Source organism: Streptomyces sp. NPDC003248, assembly GCF_055563235.1.
The window spans coordinates 37,120-61,849 of sequence record NZ_JBVHDT010000023.1 but is presented as its reverse complement, the minus strand read 5'-3'; the positions used below and the strand labels follow the sequence as shown (position 1 = coordinate 61,849).

18 protein-coding genes are annotated in these 24,730 nt (G+C 74.6%); 2 read left to right on the top strand and 16 right to left on the bottom strand.

Annotated elements, in window-relative coordinates; translation table 11 throughout:
* Positions 1-272: 272 nt before the first annotated feature.
* The 16 genes from ACZ3KJ_RS33710 to ACZ3KJ_RS33635 all read right to left on the bottom strand — a co-directional run bounded on the left by ACZ3KJ_RS33710 (position 273) and on the right by ACZ3KJ_RS33635 (position 22,103).
* Positions 273-1,244, bottom strand: a complete 972-nt coding sequence (locus tag ACZ3KJ_RS33710; RefSeq protein WP_467532632.1) for an aldo/keto reductase — start codon at positions 1,242-1,244, stop codon at positions 273-275.
* Positions 1,237-2,790 carry a GMC family oxidoreductase gene (locus ACZ3KJ_RS33705; RefSeq protein WP_467532630.1) on the bottom strand — a complete coding sequence of 518 codons (1,554 nt, stop codon included), beginning with the start codon at positions 2,788-2,790 and terminating at the stop codon, positions 1,237-1,239. The genes ACZ3KJ_RS33710 and ACZ3KJ_RS33705 overlap by 8 nt, the downstream gene beginning before the upstream one ends.
* 366 nt (positions 2,791-3,156) lie before the next feature.
* Positions 3,157-4,077: an SDR family oxidoreductase gene (locus tag ACZ3KJ_RS33700; RefSeq protein WP_467532628.1), complete on the bottom strand. Its 921-nt coding sequence runs from the start codon at positions 4,075-4,077 to the stop codon at positions 3,157-3,159.
* Positions 4,077-5,153: an ROK family protein gene (locus ACZ3KJ_RS33695; protein ID WP_467532626.1), complete on the bottom strand. Its 1,077-nt coding sequence runs from the start codon at positions 5,151-5,153 to the stop codon at positions 4,077-4,079. The genes ACZ3KJ_RS33700 and ACZ3KJ_RS33695 overlap by 1 nt, the downstream gene beginning before the upstream one ends.
* Positions 5,134-5,568 carry a cupin domain-containing protein gene (locus ACZ3KJ_RS33690; RefSeq protein ID WP_467532624.1) on the bottom strand — a complete coding sequence of 145 codons (435 nt, stop codon included), beginning with the start codon at positions 5,566-5,568 and terminating at the stop codon, positions 5,134-5,136. Before ACZ3KJ_RS33690 ends, ACZ3KJ_RS33695 begins: the two co-directional genes overlap by 20 nt.
* On the bottom strand, positions 5,565-6,740 hold the full coding sequence (locus ACZ3KJ_RS33685; RefSeq protein ID WP_467532622.1) for a sedoheptulose 7-phosphate cyclase: 1,176 nt from the start codon (positions 6,738-6,740) through the stop codon (positions 5,565-5,567). Before ACZ3KJ_RS33685 ends, ACZ3KJ_RS33690 begins: the two co-directional genes overlap by 4 nt.
* A gap of 8 nt (positions 6,741-6,748) precedes the next feature.
* Positions 6,749-8,827, bottom strand: coding sequence for a 4-alpha-glucanotransferase (malQ, locus tag ACZ3KJ_RS33680; protein ID WP_467532621.1), 2,079 nt, complete (start codon positions 8,825-8,827; stop codon positions 6,749-6,751).
* Positions 8,824-12,318 (bottom strand): Cof-type HAD-IIB family hydrolase, encoded by a 3,495-nt coding sequence (locus tag ACZ3KJ_RS33675; RefSeq protein ID WP_467532620.1) that lies wholly within the window; start codon positions 12,316-12,318, stop codon positions 8,824-8,826. Before ACZ3KJ_RS33675 ends, malQ begins: the two co-directional genes overlap by 4 nt.
* A gap of 11 nt (positions 12,319-12,329) precedes the next feature.
* Entirely contained in the window at positions 12,330-13,250 is a 921-nt protein-coding gene (locus ACZ3KJ_RS33670) for a carbohydrate kinase family protein (protein WP_467532618.1), read from the bottom strand.
* Positions 13,247-14,416 carry a sugar phosphate nucleotidyltransferase gene (locus ACZ3KJ_RS33665; protein ID WP_467532616.1) on the bottom strand — a complete coding sequence of 390 codons (1,170 nt, stop codon included), beginning with the start codon at positions 14,414-14,416 and terminating at the stop codon, positions 13,247-13,249. Before ACZ3KJ_RS33665 ends, ACZ3KJ_RS33670 begins: the two co-directional genes overlap by 4 nt.
* A complete protein-coding gene (locus tag ACZ3KJ_RS33660) occupies positions 14,409-16,508 on the bottom strand; it encodes a glycogen/starch synthase (RefSeq protein WP_467532614.1) in 2,100 nt (699 codons plus the stop codon). Before ACZ3KJ_RS33660 ends, ACZ3KJ_RS33665 begins: the two co-directional genes overlap by 8 nt.
* Positions 16,509-16,510: 2 nt before the next feature.
* Positions 16,511-18,058 carry a hypothetical protein gene (locus tag ACZ3KJ_RS33655; RefSeq protein ID WP_467532612.1) on the bottom strand — a complete coding sequence of 516 codons (1,548 nt, stop codon included), beginning with the start codon at positions 18,056-18,058 and terminating at the stop codon, positions 16,511-16,513.
* A 7-nt stretch (positions 18,059-18,065) separates the two neighbouring features.
* Positions 18,066-18,944, bottom strand: a complete 879-nt coding sequence (locus ACZ3KJ_RS33650) for an ABC transporter permease (RefSeq protein WP_467532611.1) — start codon at positions 18,942-18,944, stop codon at positions 18,066-18,068.
* On the bottom strand, positions 18,941-19,750 hold the full coding sequence (locus tag ACZ3KJ_RS33645; RefSeq protein ID WP_467532609.1) for an ABC transporter permease: 810 nt from the start codon (positions 19,748-19,750) through the stop codon (positions 18,941-18,943). The genes ACZ3KJ_RS33650 and ACZ3KJ_RS33645 overlap by 4 nt, the downstream gene beginning before the upstream one ends.
* Positions 19,747-20,814, bottom strand: coding sequence for an ABC transporter ATP-binding protein (locus tag ACZ3KJ_RS33640; RefSeq protein WP_467532607.1), 1,068 nt, complete (start codon positions 20,812-20,814; stop codon positions 19,747-19,749). The genes ACZ3KJ_RS33645 and ACZ3KJ_RS33640 overlap by 4 nt, the downstream gene beginning before the upstream one ends.
* Positions 20,811-22,103: an aspartate aminotransferase family protein gene (locus ACZ3KJ_RS33635; RefSeq protein WP_467532605.1), complete on the bottom strand. Its 1,293-nt coding sequence runs from the start codon at positions 22,101-22,103 to the stop codon at positions 20,811-20,813. Before ACZ3KJ_RS33635 ends, ACZ3KJ_RS33640 begins: the two co-directional genes overlap by 4 nt.
* A 265-nt stretch (positions 22,104-22,368) precedes the next feature.
* On the opposite strand from ACZ3KJ_RS33635, the gene ACZ3KJ_RS33630 reads away from it, so the two are divergent.
* Both ACZ3KJ_RS33630 and rfbB read left to right on the top strand, forming a co-directional pair.
* Entirely contained in the window at positions 22,369-23,433 is a 1,065-nt protein-coding gene (locus ACZ3KJ_RS33630) for a glucose-1-phosphate thymidylyltransferase (protein ID WP_467532604.1), read from the top strand.
* Entirely contained in the window at positions 23,430-24,407 is a 978-nt protein-coding gene (gene rfbB / locus ACZ3KJ_RS33625) for a dTDP-glucose 4,6-dehydratase (protein ID WP_467532603.1), read from the top strand. Before ACZ3KJ_RS33630 ends, rfbB begins: the two co-directional genes overlap by 4 nt.
* Positions 24,408-24,730 lie beyond the last annotated feature (323 nt).

The window sequence follows — 24,730 nt, the reverse complement described above, 5'->3', positions numbered from 1 at the left end:
GCACACCGCAGATCCTGACGCGCCTCGAGAATCCCGATGCACCCACACCTGCAACGCATCGTCTGTCTGTAATTTCCAGCAACTTCTTGCAGGCGCCTGGAGATTACCTGTGCATGTCATTGTCGTAAAGGGGGTGCGCAGGGACCCGTTGCCGTGGGGCCGGGGTGAAACGGCGACGTCCCCCGGCGGAAACCCGCGGGGGACGTCGTCCAGGTGTTCTCAGGTGTCTCAGCAGTCTCCGGGGCCTCAGGGGCGTTTGCCCTGAGGGCATCTCAGGGCAGCGGGGTGCCCCGGGCGGCGACCCAGAGGGCGTACCACTCCTCGTGGTCGAGCCGGGGCGGGCCGTCCACGGCGTCACGGCAGGCGGCGATGCGCTCGGGCCGCGTGGTGCCGACGACCGGGGCGACACCGGCCGGATGGCGCTGGAGCCACCACAGGAGGACGGTCTCCGGTGTGGTGCCCTTGCGGGCCGCCAGCTCGGCGACCAGCCGCGCCGCCGGCGTGTCGGCGCCGCCGGAGAACCGGCCCCCGGCGAGCGCGCCCCACGCCTGCGGCCGGATCCCGTGCGCCGCGCAGTACTCCAGCGTGCCGTGCGGGAAGCCGTCCGCCGCCGCGGCCGGCGTGTTGACCAGTACGCCGGACTCCACCCAGCCCCGCCGGTGCAGGCTCATCTCCAGCTGGTCGACCACCAGCGGCACCTCCACGGCCGTCCGCAGGTGGGCGATCTGCGCGGCGCTCATGTTGGACACCCCGAACTGGCGCACCAGGCCCTGGGCCCGCAGGGCGGCGAACGCCTCCGCGATCTCCTCGGGGCGCGCCAGCGGGTCGGGACGGTGCAGCAGCAGGACGTCGATCACGTCGGTGCGCAGCCGGGTGAGGCTCCGCTCCACCTGCCGGACGACGGCCCCGGCGCGCAGGTCGTAGCGGCCGGGACGGGAGCCGTCCGGCAGCACGATGCCGCACTTCGTCTGGATCAGGATGCGGTCCCTGAGTTGCGGATCGCGGGCGAGGAGCTCCCCGAAGACCGCCTCGGACTTGCCGTGCCGGTAGATGTCCGCGTGGTCGAAGGCCGTGATCCCGGCGTCCAGCGCGGCGCGGACCGCCCGCTCGGCGTGGTCGACGTCGGCCGCGGTGTACGGCGCCCGGTCCCAGCCCCCGCCGAGTCCCATGCACCCGTACAGCACCCGGTGTCCACGGACGTCCCGCCGCGGTGCCGCGCCTCCCGCGGTGCCGGCCTCAGTCACGCAGCACCGCCTCGGCCAGCAGCTCGGCGGCGGCGAGCACCGGGAGCTGGGTGTTGGCGGCCGGGACCGTCGGCAGCACCGAGGCGTCGGCGACCCGCAGGTTCGACACGCCGTGCACCCGCCCCGCCCCGTCCACCACCGCGCCCGGGTCGTCCTCGGCGCCCATGGCGCAGGTCCCCACCGGGTGCCAGTAGGTGCCGGCCCGGGCCCGGATCCGTTCGTCCGACAGCCGCGACGGATGCTCCTCGACCTGCCGTACGAGGGGACGCAGCGCGGCCGACCCGGCCAGGTCCTCCACGATGCCGAGCCCCGCCCGCACGGCGGCCAGATCGCGCCCCTCCGGGTCGGTGAAGAAGCCGGGGTCGATGTCGAGCGGCTCGGCGGGGTCGGCGGAGCGCAGCCGCACCCGGCCGCGCGACGCCGGCTTCATCAGGTACGAGGACAGGCCCGCCTCGTACTGTCCCGGCGGCAGCTTCCCGAACAGCGGCGGACCGGCGTTGGCCAGGATGTGCAGGTCCCAGGAGCCGTCCGGGCAGTACGGGCTCGCCGCCCTGATCAGCATGCGGTTCCCGTACAGCTCACCGCGCGCCTCCTTCTCGGCCAGGGCGGCGTTCAGCCCGTCGGCCGGCGCCAGCGGGACGAACACGCCCGGCTGGTCGGTCAGGTTGGCGCCCACACCGGGCAGGTCGAGCTCGGGCCGGACGCCGGCCTCCCGCAGATGGCCGGCCGGCCCGATGCCGCTGCGCATCAGCAGGGCGGGCGAACCGTACGTGCCGCACGCCACCACGTACGTGCCCGCCGTCAGGGTGACGCGTTCGCCGTCCCGTACGACCTCCACCCCGTGCACCCGGCCGCCCCGGACGTCGAGACGGTGGGCCGAGGCGCCGCCGAGGACGGTGAGGTTGGGGCGCGACCGGGCGGGGTCCAGATAGGCGAAGGCCGCGTTCCAGCGCAGCCCGTCGACCGCGTTGAGCAGCGGAGTGCCGTGGCCGGGTCCGCCGGAGGTGCCCATGTCGGCCTGTACGAAGCCGAGTTCGTCCGCCGCCGCGAGCGCCGCCCGGCTGAAGGGGGACAGCTCGCCGTCGGGCACCGCGCGCAGGTCCATCTGCTGCACGGCCGCCTTGCGGTGGCGTTCCAGGGCCGCGGCCGACCAGGCGGCACCGCCCGCGCGTTCCCACTCCGCCTGGTCGGCGTGGGTGCCCCAGGTGTTCCAGCAGCCGTTGACGCACGACGAACCGCCGATGACGCGTGCCCGCAGGCGGTACACCTCGGTGTGCCGCTCCCAGACGTCGCTGCGCGGCAGGCTGCGGGCGTCGAGCAGGCCGCCCGGCCAGCCCTCGCCGTGGGGCCCGTAGTCCTGCCCGGCCTCCACCAGACAGACCGACCGTGACCGGTCCTCGCTCAGCCGGGAGGCCAGTACGCACCCCGCCACACCGCCGCCGAGGACGACGACGTCGTGGCTGCGCGCGGATAGCGCCGACAGTGCGGATGGCGCCGGCAGTGCCGCTGTTGCCGCTGTTGCCGATGGTGTCGATGGTGCTGTCATACGGGGTCTCCTGCGGGTCTCGTCGAGGCGGGGGAGGGGGCCCGGGCCCGCGGACGTGCGCCGGTCCGTCGCCGGACGGGTCGGACCCGGCGTCGGTGGACGCCCGCGGCCTGGTCCGTGCCGGACGGGGTGGGTCCGGTGCCTGCGGGCCGGTCCGTCGGCGGGCGGGTTGGGCCCGGCGTCGGTGGACGCCCGCGGCCTGGCCCGTGCTGGACGGCTTGGGCCCGGCGTCTGTGGACGCCCGCGGCCTGGCCTGGGTCGGGTGGGTCGGTCCGGCGCAGGTCGTCGGGCACGGGTCGGGCGGTTCGGACCCGGGGCCCGTGCCGGGGCCGGCCGGCGTTCCCACCGGCGCCGGACGGGCGCGGCTCAGCCGGTGGTCCGGAGGGTGCCCGCCAGGAGGCGGGCGCCCTCCGCGACCCCGCGCACCGCGGTGTCCTTCGTGGCCGGCAGCCGGTCGAGGAGACGGCTGGTGAGGCAGGTGTTCTCCGGGCGGGACGCGTAGCGGGTGCCCGCCCGGGCCGTCGGGACGACCAGGTCCGGCGGCGCGCCGAGCGTCTCGGCGATCACCGAGGCCCACGCCGCCCGGCTCACCCGGTCCGGGCCGCCCAGATGGAGCACCGGGGGCAGCGGGCCGTCCGCGCGCAGCACCGCGGCCGTCACCTCCGCCACGTCGTCCACCAGCACCGGGGTCGTCCACTGGTCCGCCGGTACCGTGACCCGCTCGCCGCGCAGCAGCCGGTGGGCGCACGCGGAGTAGAAGTTGAGCCACTTGCCCGCGTCGGCGGGCTCATGGCCGTAGACGAGGCTGACCCGCAGCACCACCGCGTCCGCGGTCGCGCCCAGCAGGGTCCGCTCGGCGCTCAGCTTGGCCCGGCCGTACGCGTTGGCGGGACGGACCGGGTCGTCCTCCGCGCTGGCGGCGCGGCTGCCGTCGAAGACGTTGTCGGTGGAGATCAGCACCAGCCGCGCCCCGCCGGAGCGCGCCGCGAAGTTCTCGGCCGCCGCGGTGTGCGCCGCGACCGCGGCGTCCGGATGGTCCTCGCACCAGGTGACGTCCGAGGGGCCGTGCACCAGCACCACCCGGTCCGGGCGCAGCCGCGCCAGGAGCCGGCCGCACGCCTCGCGGTCGGTGGCGTCCAGCGCGGTCCAGTCGGCGCCGCCGGCCGGCGGCACCGCGGGCCGGGTGCGGGAGGCGAGGGTGACCGTCTCGCCCGCCGAGGCGAGACGGCCGGCGATACGGGTGCCGACGAAGCCGCTGCCGACGACGAGTGTGCGGGGGGCCGCCATCACGCCTCCTGCCTCAGGTGCGGGCCGGTCCGGTCGGCCAGCAGCCGCCCGACGCCGATCAGACCGTGGTCGTCGTCCGGACGCCCCAGCGACACCAGGGCGTCCACCGCGTCCGCGTCCAGGCCGAAGCACCCGAGGCGCACCAGTTCCCCGACCAGCAGCTCGCGGTAGCGCTCGCCGACCGCCAGGGCGAAGCCGCCCATGACGACGTACCGGCAGATCCCTATCGACGTGAACACCGCCCCGATCGCCTGCGCCAGATAGGTGAGCGTGCCGCGCAGCACCCCGGTCGCGAACGGGTCGCCCTCCCGGACCGCCGCCGCGATCGCCGGATTGTCCAGCGCGTCCGCGCGGCCCCCGCACAGCTCGGCGAGCCGGGACCGCGCGAAGCCCGCCGGATCCGCGGCCACCGCGCGGCGGGCCGCGGCGAGCACCCCGCGCCCGGAGGCGATGCCGCCCAGATGGCCGCGCCCGCCGCAGTCGCACAGCGGCGCGTCCGGCGACGGGTCGCACACCCAGTGGCCGAGCTCGCCCCCGTGACCGTCGGCGTCGAGCAGCACGTCACCGCCCCGGAACACCTTGTTGCCGATCCCGGAGCTGACCGTGAGCAGACAGAACGGCTCCGCCTCGGTCGCCGCGTACCGCCAGGCTGCCGCGGTGAGGTCGTTGACGACCACCACCGGGGCGCCGATCCGCCGCGACAGCAACTGCCCCAGCGGCAGGGGGGCACCGCGCCGCCCCCAGACCGTGGGCGCCGCCAGCACCAGACCGCCCGCCGAGATCGGCCCCGCGAAGGCGACCCCGACGGCGCGGGGCGCCGCGCCGTCCGTGTGCCGTGCGACCTCGTGGACGATCTGGTCCACCACCCGCTCCTGGAGCACGGCCACCGGATCGCCCGGATGCCGGGCCACGCCCTCGACCGGCACCCGGCGCACCCCGGACAGCACCGCCGTCACCGGGTCGTACGTCCCGGTGCGCAGCGTGGTGCCGCCGACGTCCAGCACGGTGAACGCGCCGTCGGCGGGCGCGTCCGCCGCCCGGACGGGGGTGAGCCGGTCAGACCCCGGAACCGTCACGGAGTTCCTCCTCGAAGACCAGGAGCCACAGCTCGGCGGCCGAGTCGTTGACCAGCCCGTGCTCGCCGTGCGGGCGGTTCACCACGACGTCGCCGGTGGTGACGCGGAACTCCGCGCCGTCCCGGTACATCAGCCCGCTGCCGCTGAGCACGATGTACGTCTCACGGTCCGCGCCGTGCCGGTGCCGCCCGATCGACGTGCCCGGCGGCAGCACGGCCAGGTCGACGAACTCCGCGCCCTCGCCTCCCTCGGCCCGGGAGAACACCCGGTGCGCGAGGATCGTGCCGAGCCCGCCGTGGTCGTGCTCCTTGCCGGTGAGCAGGTCGTTGAGGTTCGCCACGTCCGGCGGCGCGCAGCCGCCGGCCGCCACATCGCCGGCCGCCACGCCGCCGGTCGTCGCGTCCCGCGCGGTCATCGCGCACCTCCCCCGGCTCCCTCGGCCGCGAGGGCCCGCAGGGCCTCGCGCAGCACGCCGGCGGGCAGGTCCTCCAGCTCCGACACGAACGTCGCCTTGCCGACGCCCGTCGGGACGACGAGGTGCAGCTTGCGGCCCCGGCGCTGCCAGGACGCCTGCAACGCCTGCGTCATCAGCTCCTCGGTGCAGGTGGCCGCGTCGAACACCGGCAGGCCGATACGGCGCAGCAGCGTCACGATCCGCTCGCAGGTCCGCGCGTCGGCGAGCCCCAGCAGCCGGGCGATGTGCGCGGACAGCGCGATGTCGACGGCGACCGCCTCACCGTGCTCCAGACGGTGCCCGCCCGCCGTCTCGATCACCGGGCTGAAGGTGTGGCCGAAGTCGACCAGCCGGGCCAGTTCGTGCTCCCGCAGGTTCGGGCACAGCTCCTCCATCATCAGCCGCATGGAGGTGCGCAGGACGTACGTCTCCACCTCGCCGTCCACGGCGCCGAGGAACGCGTCCGGGTGCCGCTCCAGCGTCCGGAACAGGTCGCCGTCGAGGATCACCGCCATCTTCACGATCTCCGCCAGACCGCAGCGGATCTCCCGGGGCGGCAGCGTGGCCAGCAGGGCGGGGTCGTTGATCGAGGCGTGCGCCGGGTGGTAGGCGCCGAACATGTTCTTGGAGTGCAGGGCGTTGACGCCGGTCTTCACCCCGACCCCCACGTCCACCTGCCCCACCAGGGTGGTGTTGACCTTGATGTAGCGGATGCCGCGGGCGTACATGGAGGCCGCGAAGCCCACGACGTCCGCGACGATGCCGCCGCCCACCGCGAGCATCACCCCGTGGCGGTCGAGGCCGGTCGCCTTGGCGACGGCACACACCTGTTCCACGGACGCGAGGGTCTTGTTCCGTTCACCGGTCTCGATCACCTGCACGCTCCAACTGCCCGGCGTCAGCCGGGCGTCGAGGTACGCGCGCAGCCGGTCGCCGTAGAGCCGGTGCACCGTGGGGCCGACGAAGGCCACCACACGGCGCCCCGCGACGTACTCGGCGAGGAGGGGGTTGCCGGGGTCGAACACCGACTCCGTGACGTCCACGCGGTACCGCGTGCCCTCCGGTGCCAGCAGGTCGAAGCCTCCGGCGTCCTCGAGCACCCCCTCAACCCGGGCAAGGGCCTGGCCTGACATCTCTCTCCTCAATTGGTCGGTCGGCGCGGTTCATCCGCGGTGAACACACGGGCGATGGCCTGCACCCGGGGGTGGCCGGGCAGATCGTCGAGCGGCACCGGACGGCCGTCCGGGTCGGCCACGGGAAGCCGCCAGTTGGGGTGCACCGTCGCCGTGCCGGGCAGGTTCTGCGGACGGCGGTCCCCCGTCGCGTCCGGCAGCCACACCCCCAGCAGCCGCGACGGGGTGCGGGCCAGGAAGCGGTGCAGGGCCACGACCTCCCCGTCCGGGTCGGGCAGCAGGCCCTCCCGGCGCAGCTCGGCGAGCCAGCCGTCCCGTTCGGCGGCGGCCTCCTCCTTCTCCTCCGTCTCCGGGCGGGTCAGCAGCCCCAGCCGCGACCGCAGGTCGACGTGTTCGCCGCTCAGCCACGCGGCGGTCGTCGGCAGGTCGTGCGTGGTGAGCGTGGCCAGGCAGTTCGTCCGCCACTCCGCGGCGGGCAGCGGGCCGTGCCGGCCCTCGGAGCCGCCCAGGTACTCGAAGCGCTGCACGGACGTGCCGAGCACCCCGCGCGCCGCCAGTTCCTCGCGGACCCCGGCCTCGACCGTGCCGAGGTCCTCGCCGATCACCTGGACCCCGGCCCGGTGCGCCTCCAGCAGCAGCACCCCGAGCATCGCCTCCGCGTCGTAGCGGACGTAGGTCCCCTCCGACGGCGGCCGGCCCTCCGGCACCCACCACAGCCGGAACAGGCCCATGACGTGGTCGACCCGCAGGGCCCCCGAGTGCCGCATGCCGGCCCGCAGCAGCGCGGCCAGCGGCCGGTACCCCTCCGCCGCCAGCGCGTCGGGCCGCCAGGGCGGCTGGCCCCAGTCCTGGCCGTGCGGGTTGAAGTCGTCGGGCGGCGCGCCCACGCTCATCCCGTCCGCGAGACAGTGCTGGAGCGCCCACGCGTCGGCGCCCTCCGGGGCCACCCCGACGGCCAGGTCGTGGACCAGGCCGATGCCCATGCCCGCCTCCCTGGCCGTGCGCTGCGCCGCGGCGAGCTGCTCGTCGGTGATCCAGGCCAGCCAGCGGTGGAACCCGACGGCGTCCGCGAGTTCCTCGCGCGCCGCGGCCACCGCCGCCGACCGCGGGTCGCGCAGCGCGGCCGGCCAGGAACGCCAGGCCCCGCCGTGCACCTCGGCCAGCGCGCACCAGGTGGCGAAGTCGGTGAGGTCCTGTCCCTCGCGCGCGGTGAAGGCCTCGAACGCCGCCCGGCGCGCCGGGGCGAGCGGCACCGCGTGCACCAGGCGCAGCGCCTGGTGCTTCAGCGCGCGCACCGTCTCCCGGTCGATGAGCGTCTCCCCGCGCAGCACCCGGTCGTTGAGCTCCCGCGCCCGGGCGGCGCAGGAGTCCGCCAGCCCCCGGGCCGGGCCGCTCAGCCCCCGGTACTCCGGCACCGCCTCCACCCGTACGTGCATCGGGTCGGTGAACCGCCGGGAGCTCGGCCGGTACGGCGACGGGTCCGGCAGGGCGCCCGGCTCCATCGCGTGCAGCGGGCCGAGCTGGACGAAACCGGCGCCCAGCGCACGGCCCGACCAGGCGGCGAGCTCGGCCAGGTCGCCGAGGTCCCCCATGCCCCAGGAATGGCGCGACAGGACGGAGTGGAGCTGGACGAGGAAGCCCCAGTCGCGCCGCTCGGGCACCGGGATGCGGTCGGGCACCGCCAGCAGCGGGGCCGACTCCTCCCGCGTCCCGGTGCGCACGCGCAGGACGTGACGGCCCGGCGGCAGCGCGGCGGACACCTCGGCCCGGCCGCCGTCCTCCAGGGCGACGTGCGCCCGCGCCCCGGGCGGCAGCGGCACCCCCGCGGGCGAACCGGCGCGCACCACGGTGCAGGGCGGCAGCAGGCGGCCCGCGGCCGGGCCGGGCCCGCCGGCCAGGACGTCCCGGGCCGCGCGCTCGTCGGCCGCGTCGATCCCGCACGCGGCCAGCACGGCGACCAGGGTGTCCGACGGGACGGTGATCCGCCGTCCCCGGTCGGTGGTGTAGTCGGTGGCGATGCCGTTGCGGCGGGCCAGTTCCCGCAGCGCGCCGTCCGGCGCGGGACCCGGCGGGGCGTACGACGTCATGGGCGGACCTCCGGTGCGCTGAACAGGCGTTCCAGGACCGCGGCGACGCCGTCCTCGTCATGGGCGGGCGCGATCTCGTCGGCCATCGCCCGCAGTTCCGGGTGGCCGCCGGCCATGGCGACCCCGTGCCCCGCCCAGGCCAGCAGCGGGATGTCGTTGGGCATGTCGCCGAAGGCGATGGCGTCCGCGCCGGTGAAGCCCAGCATCCGGGCGGCGCGGGCGACACCGGTGCCCTTGTCCGTGCCGGCCGGGAGGATCTCCACCATGCCCTTCACCGAGTGCACGACGGTGACCGCGTCCCCCATCACCTCCCGTGCGGTGGCGGCCAGCCGGTCCTCGTCCACCTCGGGGTGGTGCAGGATCAGCTTGTCGATCGGCGTGTTCCACAGCAGGGCCGGATCGGTGGTCAGGTCCCAGCCGTGCCGGACGCGTTCGCCGAACCCGGGGGTGACCTTGAACCTGCTCTCCGGCGGCGAGGTGACGATGCCCAGCTCCACCCGGCCCAGCGCCCCCTCGACCCGGGCGACGACCTCGCGGGCCAGGTCCAGGTCCAGGGGCTGCGAGGACAGCAGCCGGTCGGCGCCGGCGTCGTAGAGCTGCGCGCCCTGCCCGCACACGGCCAGTCCCCGGTAGCCGATGCTGTCGAGCAGCTGCTTGCAGGCGACCGCGGGACGCCCGGTGACCACCAGGTGGTGGGCGCCCGACGCGTGGACGAGGGCCAGCGCGCGGCGGGTGCGCGCGGAGACCGTCAGATCACTGCGCAGCAGGGTCCCGTCCAGGTCGGTGGCGACGACCCGGTAGGGCGGCGCGGGGACGGGGACGGCGTCCCAGGCGACCCGGCCCGTCCGCAGCGTCACCTGGGCGACGAGGTGGCGCCCCACGGGCGGTCCGTCGAGGACGCCGGTGAAGCCTCCGGCGCCGTCGGGCACGAGGGGCATCAGGGCGGCCCCGCCGTCGGCGGGCACCGGCTCGTCGGAGGCGAGGGCCTCGGTGGCGGACTCCCGGACGGGGCCCGGCCCGGAGGGGACGGCCGCCGGACCGCCCCCGGACTGCGCGGCTGTGGGCTCGCCACCGGTCCGCACGCCTGCCGGCTCGCCCTCGGTCCGCGCGCCTGCCGCGGCGCTCGTGGGCGTTCGGCCGGCGGGCGTCGGACCGGGCCCGGTCCCCGAGGCCGGCGCGGCGCCCAGCGGGGCGTCCGCCCGCGGGCCGGTGGCGCCGCCGTGCGGCTGCGGCGGCCGGGTGCCCACGGAGGCGGTCGCCGGTACGGCGGCTTCCCCGCCGACGGGAACCGGCACGTCCAGGGGCACCGCGCCGGCCGCCGGGGCGGGCGTCTGCCCTGGCGCGGAAGGGTTCGGCGGCCGGTGCGGTCCGGCGCCGGAGGCGTCCGAGGCTTTCGAGGCGTCCGTGACATCCGTCCCGCCGGGCCGGTCCCCGGTGTCAGGCACCGCCGTGCCCCGTGCGCCGCCCGGCCCGGCCGCCGGCGCCCCCGCGTCCACCGCCACGTCGACGTGGTCGGCCCCGGGATGGACGTACCGCACGTGCCAGGTGCCGTCCGCGGCGCGGGTCAGCCGGCAGCGTGCGGTCAGCCGGTCCGTCAGCTCGGGGCGGCCGGACAGCCGGGCGATCTCGGCGCACCGGGCGAAGTCCGCGCGCCGGTGGGCGGCCTCGAAGAGCCGGCCCAGGGCGTCGTCGCCGAGCGCGGTGACCTCGACGCCCAGCACCCGGGCGTAGGCGGTGGCGTCACCGCGTTCCAGGGCGACCCGCTCGACACGGTCGCGGTGGTCGGTCCAGGCAGACTCGGGGAGCCGGTCCAGCCAGCCGAGTTCCAGCAGTTCCCCGACGGGCAGCGGGCCCGCCTCGTCGCGCAGGAGCCGTCCGTAGGCCGCCAGCCGTGTCCCGGCGCTGCGCGCCCAGGTGAACGAGCGGCCGGTGCGCCGGGAGTTCGCCGACAGCCGGGCGTAGGTCTCGGGTGCCGTGCGGTACACCGCCACGGCCTCCCGTATTCGCTCCGCGAGCGCCACCGCCAGGCCCGCGTCGTCGTCCCGGAACGAGCCGCGCACGGAGAAACCCGTGGCGTCGGGGTCGTCCACCGGCCGGTCGTGGCCGAAGTGGCCGGTCACCCGCTGCGCCGTCGCGATCGGCACCGCCCCGCACGCCATGGCCTCGGCCTGGGCGATCAGGAAGCCGTCCAGTTCGTACTTGGACGGGAAGACGCAGAAGTCGGCGCAGGCCGCCTCCTCGAACAGGGTGTCCTCGTCGGCCAGCCGCCAGTCCAGCCGCACCTGCCCCGGATGCCGGTCGGCGACCGCCTGGAACGCGGCGTTCGCCACGGTCGCCGAGTCGTCCGCCCCGCCCCCCGTCGAGCAGCGGATGAGGAAGCTGACGTCCGGGTCGCCGGCGAGGACGTCCTCCACGGCCCGCATCAGCTCCAACTGCCCCTTGTGGTGCACCGCGTAGCGGGCCGCGTGGTAGAAGACGGGCCGCGACGGATCGAGGCCGAACCCGCGCAGCACCGCGTCCCGGTCCACCGCCCGGGGGTCGCGCTCCAGCCAGCTGTCGGAGACGGCGCAGCCGCCCGCCAGCAGCTTGTGCGACCGCTCGCGCAGCAGCCGCGCCACCGGCAGCGGCGCGAACAGCGGCTCCACGGGCGTGCCCTCGAAGGTGCTGTAGTAGCGCAACTGGCCCGGGGAGACGTAGTCGACGAGGTCCGCGTACGCGGCGACCAGCGGGAACAGGCCCACGTGGTCCGGCCCGTGCTCGACGTGCATCCGGGTCCCGGCCAGCGCCCGCGCCACGGTGGCCTCGGGGGAGTCCTCGGCGGGCGGCGGCCCGTCCAGGGCGTCCAGGCCGCCGGCGTCCGCGCCGAACAGCTCCAGCAGGCGCTCCACCTGGGGGCGGTAGACCTTCTGCGTGACGGGGGCGTTGGCGGCGACCGTGCTCACCGTCCGGTACCGGGGGTCGCCGGCGAGGACGGCGGGCAGCAGGTAGTGGTAGTACGGCTCGAAGCCGTGCACCACGGCCGGCTCGCCGGACGCGTCGCCCAGATGGCGCCGCACGAAGCGCAGTCCGTCCACCTGGAACACCAGCGACTTGAAGAAGGCCAGGTCCCGGCCCTCGGTGCCGGGCGGCGGATACAGCCGGTCCGGCAGCAGGTCCAGGTGGGCGTTGGAGAGGAAGTAGACGTCCACACCGTCCAGCCGCAGGAGGTGGGCGGTGGTGGTGAGCCGCAGGTCGACCGTGGGCGGCTGCTCCGGCCAGGTCTTGGGATCCAGCACCAGCGGCACCGTGTCGGTGACCCGGTAGTCCAGCTCCTGAAGGCCGAAGCGTTCGCGCAGCGCGTCCAGCCGGCCGTGCGCCGGGGTCACCAGCGACACCCGGTGGCCCCGGGCGGCGTACTCGCGGGAGAGGTTCCACACGAGGGGCGAGAGACCACCGCGCATCAGCCGGTTGTCGAACCCGCCGCACTCGAAGGAGAAGGCGATGATGTGCACCTGAGGGCTCCTCATCCGGCCCGGACGGCGCGGGCGCTGGCCGCGCGCAGACCGGGCAGATCGATGAACTCGGTGTGGGTGCCGGCGCTCCCGCAGACGAAGGCGCCGGCGACGGAACCGGCCAGCACGCAGTCGTCCAGGGACCGCCCCTCCAGCAGGGCGTGCAGGAAGGCGGTGACGAACGCGTCGCCCGCGCCGTTGGTGTCGACCACCGGCCGCTCCGGCCGCACCGCGGGGAAGTGCCGGGGCTCGTCCGCGCCGCGCTCCAGCAGATGGCAGCCCGCCGCGCCGTCGGTGGCCACCACGAGCCGGGCCCGGCCCTCGTCGACGATCCGGTGCAGCACCTCGTCGAGCCGGCCGTGCAGGGCGGCCGCGCTGAGGAACACGTAGTCGGAGGCGAGGGCGTAGGTGAGGTGGTGGGGGTTGGCCCCGTCCCAGTCGTGCAGATCGGTGGAGCTGGTCACGCCGAGACGGTGGACGTCCTCGTACATGTCGCGGTTGTGGCCGACGATCGACAGGTGCACATGGCGGGCCCGCTCCAGGTGCGGCAGGTAGAACGAGCGGGGCAGCCGCAGGTCCTCCGGGTGCCGGGAGTCGTAGAAGGAGAACCGGCGGCCCTGCGCGTCGACCAGGTTGATGCCGCGCGGGGTGCCGTGCGGCGACACCAGGTGGCTGAAGTCCAGGCCGCGCTCGGCGTAGGCGGCGAGCACCGCGTGGCCCTGCGGGTCGTCGCCGAGGAAGTCGATGAACTTGGTCCTGAGTCCGAGGGCGTGCCAGCCGAGCGCCACGCCGTTGCCGGTGTGCGCGACGTAGTCGTACACGGGCGGGACGTGCAGCGAGTCCCCCGGCGGGACCTCCAGCGTCTCGACGCGTACGACGGTGTCCACGCCGGCGCCGCCGACCACCAGGACGTCGTAGGGGGGCAGGCTCATGTGCGGGTTCCTTCCGTGACTGCGGCGGTGTCCCCGACCGCTGTGGTGTCCGGGGCGGCCGCGGCGTGCGCGACCTGCTGGACGTGTCCGTTCTCCAGGACCACCGCCGAGTCGATGTCGCTGCCCGGCGGGACGGTGACCCCGGGCAGCAGCACGCTGCGCCGGACCCGTGCGCCCGCCCCGACGCGGACACCGGGGAAGAGCACGCTGTGCTCCACCCGGCCTTCGTTGACGAGGTCCGCCGGGACCAACGACGACGTCACCCCCGGGGCATCGGCCACCCAGCCGCGGGCCACGTCCGGCCGGACCGTCCAGGGCATCCGCTCGACCGGCAGACCGGAGCGCGGACCGTCGGCGGCCAGCCTCAGGTGCGCCCGGTGGTAGCGCTCGACGGTGCCGATGTCCTCCCAGTGGCCGGCCACCTCGTAGCCGCGGATGTGCTCCCCGGCCGCGAGCATCGCCGGGATGACGTCCCGGCTGATGTCGTGCTGCCAGTCGGTGCCGTCGAGCTTCTCCAGGTAACGGCGCAGGACGGCCGCGTCGAAGACGCAGAACGCGGCGAACACCAGGTCGCTCGTCGGCTCCGCGGGCTTCTCCGTGAACTCGGTGAGCCGGCCCGCCGCGTCGAAGCGGACCATCCCGAACAGATGCACCCAGCGCCGCTCGATCCGCTGGTACGCCACGGTCAGCGCGGCCCCCGACGCCCGGTGGGCGGCGATCAGCGGCCCGTGGTCGAAGCGGTAGACGTGGTCGGCGTGCAGCACCAGCACCTGCTCGGGGCCGCCGCCGAAGACGTACTCGGCCTTGCGGATCAGCGCGTCCGCGGTGCCCCGCTCGGCCGGCCAGGTGCGCTCGGGCAGCTCCCGGGGCAGCGCGTCGCCCGCGTCCCGGTAGGCCCGGTCGTACGGCCCGAAGTGCACCCGGAAGTCCGCACCCCGGTTCCACACCCGGTGCAGGTCGTCCATGAGCCGGCGCTCCTCGTACTGGGACAGCAGGAGCACCTCGCCCAGGCCGGAGGACCGCGCGCCCGCCAGGCTGAAGTCGATCAGCCGGCAGGCCCCGCCGTACGGCACCAGCGGCTTCAGCCGGCCGGTGCCCAGCGGGCCCATCCGCCGGCCCTCGCCGCCCGCGAGGAGGACGGCGCGCACCGGGTTCCGCTCAGCCATGCCGCACCTCGTCCCAGGTGACGCGGCCGGTGTTCAGCGTCAGCAGCAGCCGCGCGTCCGGCTCGGGCGCGGGCCCCTCGAACACGCCCGGCGCGGTGCGCTCCAGCCGCCGTACGGTGGGCAGGGCGCGGGGCGCCGCGCCGTTCCGGGCGGCCGGGGTGACCAGCTCCACCCGTTCCGCGTGCGGCAGCCGGTAGGTCAGCACGCCGTCGCCGACACGGTGGCGCTCGCGCAGGGCGCGCCGCAGGTCCTCCGGCACCGCCTCGGGGAAGCGGTCCGCGATCCGCTCGCAGGCCGCGAAGTCCGCCCGCTCCCAGGCGGCGTCGAAGAACCGCCGCGCGACCTCCGCGTCGACCGGCGCGAGACGCTCGTACGCCGTGAGGTCGCCGTGGAGCAGCAGGGCCTCCTCGGTGAGCTCGTCGTCCGCCAGCAGGTCGAACCAGCCGTGCCGCAGGGCCCGTTCGGCGGGGAGGACGGCCGGTTCGCCCTCCCAGAGCCGGCGGAACGCGGCGAGGTGCAGGTCCGCGCAGTGCTCCCAGGTGAACCGCCGGGCGACCGCGGCGGCGCGCTCGGCCAGCTCGCGGTACCGCTCCGGCCGCTCGGCCCACAGGGTGACCGCCTCGTGGATCCGGTCGGCCAGGGCGTCGGTGAGCAGGGTGTCGTCCTCGGCGAACGAGCGGTTCACCGCGAACCCGGTGGCGTCCGGCCCGGTCAGGGCGTGCCCGAAGTGGGCCATGCCCTGCTGGGCGGTGGCGATCGGGACGGCCCCGCAGACCATCGCCTCGCCCTGGGCGATGAGGAAGGTGTCCATCTCGAACTTGGACGGGAACAGGCAGAAGTCGCTGGCCGCGGCGTACTCGAACACCCGCCGCTCGTCGACCCGTTCCGACTCCAGGTACAGGCGTCCCTTGTGCCGGTCGGCCACCTCCCGGAAGTACGGGTCGTCGAGCGGGGCGCCGGAGATGCAGCGCAGCACGAAGTTGGTGGCGAGGCCCTCGCCGAGCACCCGGTCCACCGCGCGCACCAGCTCCAGCTGGCCCTTGTGGTGCAGGGCGTAGCGCGCGTTGTGGAAGAACGTGGGCAGCGCCGGGTCCAGCCCGAGGCCGGACAGCACCTCCTCGCGGTCCACCTCCGCCGGGTCCCAGGCCAGCCACCGGTCGGAGATCGCGCAGCCGCCGACGAACATCTTGTGCGCGTTGTCGCGCACCGCGCCGGCGATGGGCAGCTCCCGGAAGAGGGCCTCGAACGGCGTGTCGCGGAAGGAGGCGTAGAAGTCCAGCTGGCCGGGGGAGAGGAAGTCGACCAGGTCGGCGTGGTCGAGGATCAGCCGGTACAGGGCCACGTGGTCGGGCGGGTAGTCGTAGTGCAGATGGGTCAGCTGCTGGTACTGGCGGACCACGTCCGGCCGCTCCCCGGCGGGCGGCGGGTCCAGCGGCAGGGGCAGCTCGGCGCCCAGCAGCTCCAGCAGCCGGCGCACCTTCGGGCCGTAGACCTTCTTGGTGATCGGCATGTTGCTCTGCACCGTGCTGACCACCGGCTTGAGCGGGTCGTCGCGCAGCGCCGCCGGCAGCAGGTAGTGGTAGTACGGCTCGTGGGCGTGTACCAGGGTCTTCTCGTCGCCGAACCAGCTGCGCAGGAAGCGCACGCTGTCGACCTGGAAGACGAGCGGCTTGAAGAAGACCAGGTCCCGCCCCTTGGCCGAGTACGGCGGGTAGAAGGTGTCCGGGAGCCGGTTCAGGTAGTCGTTGGACAGGAAGTACAGGTCGACGCCGTCGAGCCGGATGCGGTGCGCGGTGGTGGTGAGCTCCAGCTCCGTCTCGGCGGGGAAGTCGCGCCACACGTCGGGGTCGAGCACCAGCGGCAGGGTGTAGGTGTCGGAGTGGTCCAGGTCCTCGACCTCGTACCGGCTCCGCAGGTCGTCCAGCCGGCCGTGGGCCGGGGTGACGATGGAGACCCGGTGACCGCGGGCGGCGAACGCCCGGGAGAGGTTCCACAGGTACACCGAGGTGCCGCCCTGGAGGAAGGTGTGGTCGAAACCGCAGCATTCGAAGTACGTCTCGACGATGTGCATGCGGGGTTCGGGCACGGTCACGTTCACGTCCTCGCTGAGGTGGGGGTCGGGGCCGGGGCGTGCGCGGCGGTCATCAGCGCGTGGCGCAGGTCGATCGCGGCGTGGTAGGGGCGGGCGTGGTCGCCGTTGTAGGCGAGCTCGTGCAGCAGCCGCGCCAGGTACAGCAGGCGGCGCAGCGGGTCGGAGGAGGTGGGGCCGAGCAGCAGCCGCAGCACCTGGGCCCGCCACACGTCGGCGGCGTGGAAGACCCGCCGCAGCACGGCGCGCGGCCCGTCCGGCCAGTCGGCGGCACCGTCCAGCGCGCCCGTCATGGCCTCCAGGGAGTCGATGCCGAGCCGTCCGGCGCTCTCGAAGGCGGCCTCGTCGGCGGCGAAGTACTCCAGGGCCCGTTCGACCGCGACCAGGTCCTGCACCGGGGACTGCGCCGCCCATCCCGGTTCGTCCGGGCCGAGCGCCGGGGTCGACATGTCGATCACCTGCATCGACCAGCCGCCGTCGTCGCGCGGCCGGCACAGCAGGTGGGACAGGTGCAGGTCACCGTGGGCGGGAGCGGACGGGAAGGCGGTGGGACGGCTCTCGAATCCGGCGCGCAGCGCGGCGCACTCGGCCCGCAGCGCCTCGAAGGCGGCGGCGCGGACGCCGGGCGGGAGCGCGATGTCCACCTGCTCCAGGCCGGTCAGCCGGGCCTCGGCGCGGGCCAGCGCGTCGAGCACCGGGTACGGCCGCGGGGTGCCGCCGCCGAGCCGGGCGGCCAGGTCGCGGTGGAACCCGGTCAGGAACCGTCCGGCGTCGCGCAGGTTGCCCGCCAGCGGCCGCAGATGGTCGCGGACCGTCCGCTCGACGTCGCTGCCGGCAGCGCCTTCGGCCACCTTCGGCCACAGGGAGCGCATGTTCTCCCGGAGCGGGGTGTCGACGCCGTCGCCCGGGGCGTAGCGGTAGAACACGCCGAGCGGGTGCCGGGTGCCGTCGGCGGGGTCGACGTAGACGTAGTCGCCGGCCCAGTCGGGGGTGCGGCCGGTGCCGTTCATCAGCCGCAGCAGCTCCGGTTCGCGGACCGGCTCGTCCAGCCGCCGGTAGGTCTTGTGCACGTACGCCGTGCCCCCGGTCTCCAGGAGCGACAGGGCGTTGGAGGACCAGCCGCGCTCGAAGGGGAGCCGGCGCAGCGGGCCGGCCGCCGGGCCCGCGCCGCGGAAGCGGACGCTGCCGCCCCGGGCGGTCCGCAGCTCCGCTCCGGCCCCGACCGCCCGCCAGGCGGCCCGGTCGAACTCCAGGGCGCCGTGCGCCTCCTCCGGTCCGCCCGCGCCCGCCGTACCTGCCGTGCCAGCCGTACCTGCCGGGTCCGCCGTACCCGCCGCATCTGTCGGGTCCGCCGCGGCGGACGCCCCGGCCCGGACCGGTACGAAGTACCGCTGTCCCGACGCCGGGCCGCCGACGGCGGTCACCACCAGCAGGCGGGTGTGCTCGTCGAGCGCCACCTGGTCGGTGCACGCGAAGCGGTCGGCCCGCCGGCCGTCCTCGCTCATCCACGGGGCCGCGCGCAGCAGGGCCCCCAGGGCGTCGTTGTCCGTCATGGGCGAGTCAGCTCCCCGTCGTCTCGTAGGTGTTGACGCCGCGCCGCCACACGGCGAGGGCGAGGGCCGCCGCGCCGGCGGTCACCACGGGCAGCCAGCCGAGCAGCCCGGTCTCGCCGTGCAGCAGATAGGTGCTCGGCACGTACGCGGTGAAGGCGAACGGCAGCACCCAGGTCAGCAGTGCGCGCAGCGAGGAGTGGTAGATGTCGAGCGGATAGGCGGCGAACTCCGAGACCTGGCTCGCCGCGTACATCGACGGCAGGCTCGTCACGGTCCAGAAGGACAGCGAGGCGAAGAACAGCTTCACCGAGGTGTGGATGACGGCGCCGCACAGCACCAGCAGCGGTGCCAGCAGCCACTGCTCCGGGGTCGGTGACAGACCGAGCTCGGATCCGGCGTAGCCCACCAGGACCGCCCCGACGATCAGCTCCCCGAGCCCGTCGGGATGGAAGAACCGCTCCGACAGCAGGGAGAACAGCGGGTTCACCGGCCGGATCAGGTACCGGTAGAACTCCCCGCGCTGGACGAGCTTGCGGCCCAGCTCCCACAGCTGGTCGGTGAACAGGTGGTCCAGTCCGCGCGGCAGCAGCGAGAAGCCGAGCAGGAACAGCACCTCGTGGTACGACCAGCCGCCCACGGCCGGCACCTGGCGGAAGACCAGTCCGACGACGGCGGTCTGGAGGCCGACCCGGACCAGGAACGCCCCGGCGCCCAGCAGGAAGTCCATGCGGTACGCGGTCAGCCGGTGCAGTCCGACCCCGCCGAGGAAGAACGAGAGCCGTACGTAACGGACCAGGGTGCGGACCGCCCGTGCCGCGGGTGCCGTCCCCGTCCCCGGGGCGGTGGTTCCGTGCCCGGTGGGTGTCGGGCGCTGGGTGGGTGTCATCCGCCGAGCACCTCCAGCCGGCCGAGGGCGGCCCGCCACAGCGCCGCGCACAGCAGGGTCAGCACGGTCACCCAGGCCAGCTGCCCGGCCAGCACCCCGGCGGCGGCCGTCCAGCCGTCGTAGCGGCCCAGCAGCAGGGTGAGCGGGCCGTCCACCATGCCGCTGAACGGCAGGGCCCGCGCGAGCGTCTCCAGCGGTCCGGGCATCAGCGCCAGGGGCACCAGCTGGCCCGCGAAGAAGCCCACCACGCTCTGCTTGACCATCCGCACACCCCAGGTGTTGGTGGTGATGAAGCCGGTCATGCCGGTCAGCAGGTTCACGCAGAACGCCAGGAGCACCGACAGGGCGGTGGAGACCAGGAACAGCAGCAGGTCCAGCGGCCGGGGAGCGGTGAGCGGCACCAGCAGCGCGAACAGCCCCAGCACCGGTACGCCGACCAGGACGGCGTTGGCCCCCACCACCGGCAGACAGGCGAAGAACCGCATCACCGGGTAGCTGACGGGCCGCACCAGCATCACCGCCACGTCACCCCGGTAGACCTCGGCGGCGACCTCGTCGTCCACCCGGTTGGTGTGCAGCACCTGGAGGAGCTGGGCCACCAGCAGGTACGTGGTGATGCTCCGCTGGTCGAAGCCGCCGGGCCCGGTACCGGGGTTCCCGGCGTACACGGCCCGCCACAGGAAGACGGTGACGGCGGCGCCCGCCGCGGCGGTCATCGCGGTCATGGCGAACATGGAGCGGTACTGGAGCAGCGACTGGAGTCCGCTGGTGGCGAAGGGCGCGTAGGCGCGCAGGCGGCTCCTCACGCGGTGCCGTTCCGTACCGCGCCGTCGTCTGTCTTGCCGCTCGCCGCAGTGCCGCTCGCGGGCCGGGAGGCGCGGGAGCGGCCGTAGATCTGCCGCAGCACGTCCTCCAGGTCCGGTTCGGGGGCGTACCAGTCGGCGAGGTCGAAGCGGTCCAGCAGGAAGGTGAGCACCTGCCGGGAGGTGTAGTCGCCGGTCGGGTACTCCACGCGGATCCGGCCGTCGTCGCCGGGTACGGCGCGCACCCCGGGCAGTCCCGCCTCGATGGTGTGCAGCGCCGCCGGCACCGAGGTGCCGTCACGGTGGTCGAAGACGACCGAGCGGTGACCGGAGGTGCGTAACAGGTCGTGCAGGGAGCCCTGGTGGACCACCCGGCCGTGGTCGACGACCAGGGCGCTGTCGCAGATCGCGGCGATGTCGGCGATGTCGTGGCTGGTGAGCACCACGGTGGTGCCCAGTTCCCGGTGGGCGCGGTTGACCAGCTCGCGCACCGCGTCCTTGAGGACCATGTCCAGGCCGATGGTCGGCTCGTCCCAGAACAGCACCTCGGGGTCGTGCAGCAGGCTCGCCGCGATCTCGGCCCGCATGCGCTGGCCGAGGCTGAGCTGCCGCACGGGGGTGGTGCCGAGCGCGTCGATGTCGAGGAGTTCGCTGAACAGGGCGAGGTTGCGGCGGTGGACCGGTTCGGGGATGTCGTAGATGCGTTGCAGGATGCGGAAGGAGTCCGGGACCGACAGGTCCCACCACAGCTGGCTGCGCTGGCCGAACACCACGCCGATGCGGCGGGCGTTGAGCTGCCGGTTGCGGTAGGGCTCCAGGCCGCCGACCAGACAGCGGCCCGAGGTCGGGGTCATGATGCCGGTGAGCATCTTGATGGTGGTCGACTTGCCGGCCCCGTTCGCGCCGATGTAGGCGGTCTTGGTGCCGGCCGGGATCTCGAAGGAGACGTCGTCGACGGCGCGGACGACGCGGTGCCGGCGGGTGAACAGGGTGGAGACGCTGCCGAGCAGGCCGGGTTTGCGCTCGGCCAGCCGGAACTCCTTGACGAGGTGGTCGGCGACGATCACGCGACCACCCGCTCGATGGCCTCGCCGAGCAGCGCCACGCCCTGCTCCAGGAGGGCCTCGTCGACGGTGAAGGGCGGCGCCAGGCGCAGCACGTGCCCGCCCAGCGCGACCCTGAGCCCCAGGTCGAGGGCGGTGGTGTAGACGGCGCGGGCGATGTCGGGCGCGGGGGTCCGGCTGTCGCGGTCGGTGACGAACTCCAGCCCCCACAGCAGCCCCAGCCCGCGGACCTGGCCGAGCTGGTCGAACCGGCGGTGCAGCCGTGCGAGCCGGTCCTCCAGCAGCGCGCCGAGGGTGTCCACGCGCTCGATCAGCCGGTCGCGTTCGATGACCTCCAGGGTGGCGCGGGCGGCGGCGATCCCGAGCGGGTTGCTCGCGAACGTCGACGCGTACGCCCCCGGGGTGGCGGCCTCCGGCCTGCGCAGCAGCGCGGAGCGGCCGGCCAGCACGGCGAACGGGAACCCGTTGGCGGTGCCCTTGGCCAGCATCGCCAGGTCCGGTTCGACGCCGATCCGCTCACTGGCGAGGAAGGCGCCCGTGCGCCCGCCGCCGGTGAGCACCTCGTCGGCGACCAGGAGCACCCCGTTGTCGCGGCAGGCCTCGCCGATCCGTTCCCAGTAGCCCGGGGGCGGCACGATCACTCCCGCGGCGCCGAGCACGGGCTCGAAGACCAGCGCGGAGACGTTGGGTTTGGTGGCGATGTGCCGGCGCACCAGCGAGGCGCAGCGCACGTCGCAGGAGGGGTACTCCAGTTCCAGCGGGCAGCGGTAGCAGTAGGGCGCGTAGCCGAGCACGCTGTTGCCGCTGAACGCCTGGTGGCCGACGTCCCAGTGCACCAGCATCCGGGCGCCCATGGTCTTGCCGTGGAAGCCGTGGCGCAGCGCGCCGATCCGGTTGCGGCCCGGCGCGGCCGTCGACTGCACGACCCGCAGGGCCGCCTCCACGACCTCCGCGCCGGTGGAGAAGAACGCGTAGGTGTCGAGGTGGTCGGGGAGCAGCCGGGCGAGCAGGTCGAGCAGGTCGGCGCGGTCCGGTGTCGCGCTGTCGTGCACGTTCCACAGCCGGTGCGCCTGTGCCGTGAGCGCCTCGACGACCTCGGGGTGGCCGTGGCCCAGGGACTGGGTCAGGGTGCCGGCGGCGAAGTCGAGGTACTGGTTGCCGTCGAGGTCGGTCAGGACGGGCCCCTTGCCCTCGGCGAACACCCGGCGCCCGTGCTCGGCCTCCTCGGAGGCGCCGGGCGCGAGATGCCGGGCCTCTCTCTCCAGTTGCCGGGCTTGCCGGAAACCTGTCACTGCGGCCCCCAGTGGGTGGACGGACTGCCTTGCGAAATCCGCGAAATGCGTTGCAGGACAACGCCGTTGGCGGTGCGAGAAGTGAGTCAAACACCCTGGCACAGAGATCGCAAGCAGTTGCTGAAACTTTCAGTTGACCCTTGCGGCCGCTTGCTCGGCTCTGCTTGAGTCGTGGTGGCCTTCCGGCCGCACCACGCCTCTTGCCCGAGGAGGGATCCGTGAGAGCACAACACCTTCAGACGGCCTCGTTACCCTGGAGGCCGAGGTGAAGGCGCTGGTCCTGGCGGGGGGCACCGGTAGTCGGCTCAGGCCGTTCACCTACTCCGGCGCGAAGCAGCTGCTTCCGATCGCCAACAAGCCCGTGCTGTTCTACGCCCTGGAGTCCCTGGCGGCGGCCGGCATCCGGGACGTCGGCGTCGTCGTCGGCGACCACGGCCCCTCGATCCGCGAACTGACCGGTGACGGCAGCGCCTTCGGCCTGCGGATCACCTACCTCGCCCAGCCGAAGCCCCTGGGACTGGCGCACGCGGTCCTGATCGCCCGCGACTTCCTGGGCGACGACGACTTCCTGCTCTACCTGGGCGACAACTACCTCCCCCAGGGCGTCACCGAGCTGGTGCGCGGCACCGCCGGGCCCGCCGAGGCCCGGCTGCTGGTCACCCCCGTCGCCGACCCATCCACCTTCGGCGTCGCCGAAGTGGACACCGACGGCCGGGTGCTGCGCCTGGAGGAGAAACCCGACACCCCCCGCAGCGACCTCGCCCTCATCGGCGTCTACGCGTTCAGCCCGGCCGTGCACGAGGCGGTGCGCGCCATCCGCCCCTCCGCGCGCGGCGAACTCGAGATCACCCACGCCATCCAGTGGATGATCGAGCAGGGCCTGCCGGTGCGCGCCATCGTCACCACCCGGCCCTGGCGGGACACCGGCAGCGTCGAGGACATGCTGGAGGCCAACCGCGAGGTGCTCGACGGGCTGGAGGGCGCTGTCGAGGGCAAGGTCGACCCGGCCAGCACCCTGGTCGGCCGGGTCCGCGTCGCCGAGGGCGCCGTCGTGCGCGGCTCGCGCGTGGTGGGCCCGGTCGTCATCGGCGCCGGCGCCGTCATCAGCAACTCCAGCGTGGGGCCGTACACCTCCATCGGGGAGGACTGCCGGGTCGAGGACAGCGCCATCGAGTACTCTGTCCTGCTGCGCGGCGCCCAGGTGGAGGGGGCCGTCCGCATCGAGGCCTCCCTCATCGGCCGCGGTGCCGTGGTGGGTCAGGCCCCCCGTCCCCCGCAAGCCCACCGTCTCGTGATCGGCGACCACAGCAAGGTGCATCTCACCTCATGAGCTCACGCATCCTCGTCACCGGCGGAGCCGGCTTCATCGGATCCGCCTACGTCCGCTCCCTGCTCGGCCCGGACGGCCCCGGCGGCACGGCCGTGACCGTCCTGGACAAGCTCACCTACGCGGGCAGCGTGGCCCGCCTCGATCCGGTGTCCGCCCACCCCGACCTGACCTTCGTCCAGGGCGACGTGTGCGACGCGTCGCTGGTGGCGGCGCTGATGGCCGGGCACGACCAGGTCGTCCACTTCGCGGCGGAGTCGCACGTCGACCGCTCCATCGCGGACGGCGGCGACTTCACCCGGACCAACGTGGTCGGCACCCAGGTCCTGCTGGACGCCGCCCTGCGGCACGGAGTGCGCACCTTCGTGCAGGTCTCCACCGACGAGGTGTACGGATCGCTGCCGACCGGCGCGGCGAAGGAGACCGACCTGCTGCGCCCGTCGTCGCCCTACGCGGCCTCCAAGGCCGCCGCCGACCTCATCGCCCTCGCCCATCACCACACCCACGGCCTCGACGTCCGGGTCACCCGCTGCTCCAACAACTTCGGCCCGTACCAGCACCCCGAGAAACTCGTCCCGCGTTTCCTCACCGCCCTCCTGGAGGGCGGCACCGTCCCGCTCTACGGCGACGGCCTCCAGATCCGCGACTGGCTGTACGTCGACGACCACGTCCGAGCGCTCGAACTGGTCCGGCTGTCGGGCCGGCCGGGCGAGATCTACAACATCGGCGGCGGCACCTCGCTCACCAACCTTGACCTGACCCACCGTCTGCTCGCGCTGTGCGGCGCGGGCCCCGAGCGGATCGTCACCGTCGAGGACCGCAAGGGGCACGACCGGCGCTACGCGGTGGACCACACCAAGATCACCACCGAGCTGGGCTACCACCCGCGCAGCGATTTCGCCGCCGACCTGGCCGCGACCGCCGAGTGGTACAAGCGCCACCCCGACTGGTGGCGCTCCCTGCTCGCGGCGGGGTAGAGCACCGGCCGTACCGGTCGCGGGCCGGGCCGCGGGCCGGGTCGCGGGCCAGGTGGCGGGCCGGGTCGCGGGCCGGTACGACCGACCGCGCGCGGACCGCCGTGGCGTCCGGCTCCGGTGCCTGGCCCAGGTGCCTGGCCCCTGAGTCCGGCCCTGGCGTGCGGCCCCGGTGTCCGGTCGCGGCGTTCAGTCACGGTGTTCGGTCACGGCGGGCGGTCGGCGGCCGTCCGTCCCGTTGGGCCGTCAGTCCGGCGGGGCTGTCAATCCGGCGCGGCCGTCAGTCCGGCGCGGCTGTCAGTCCCGTGCGGCCGTCAGTCCCGTGC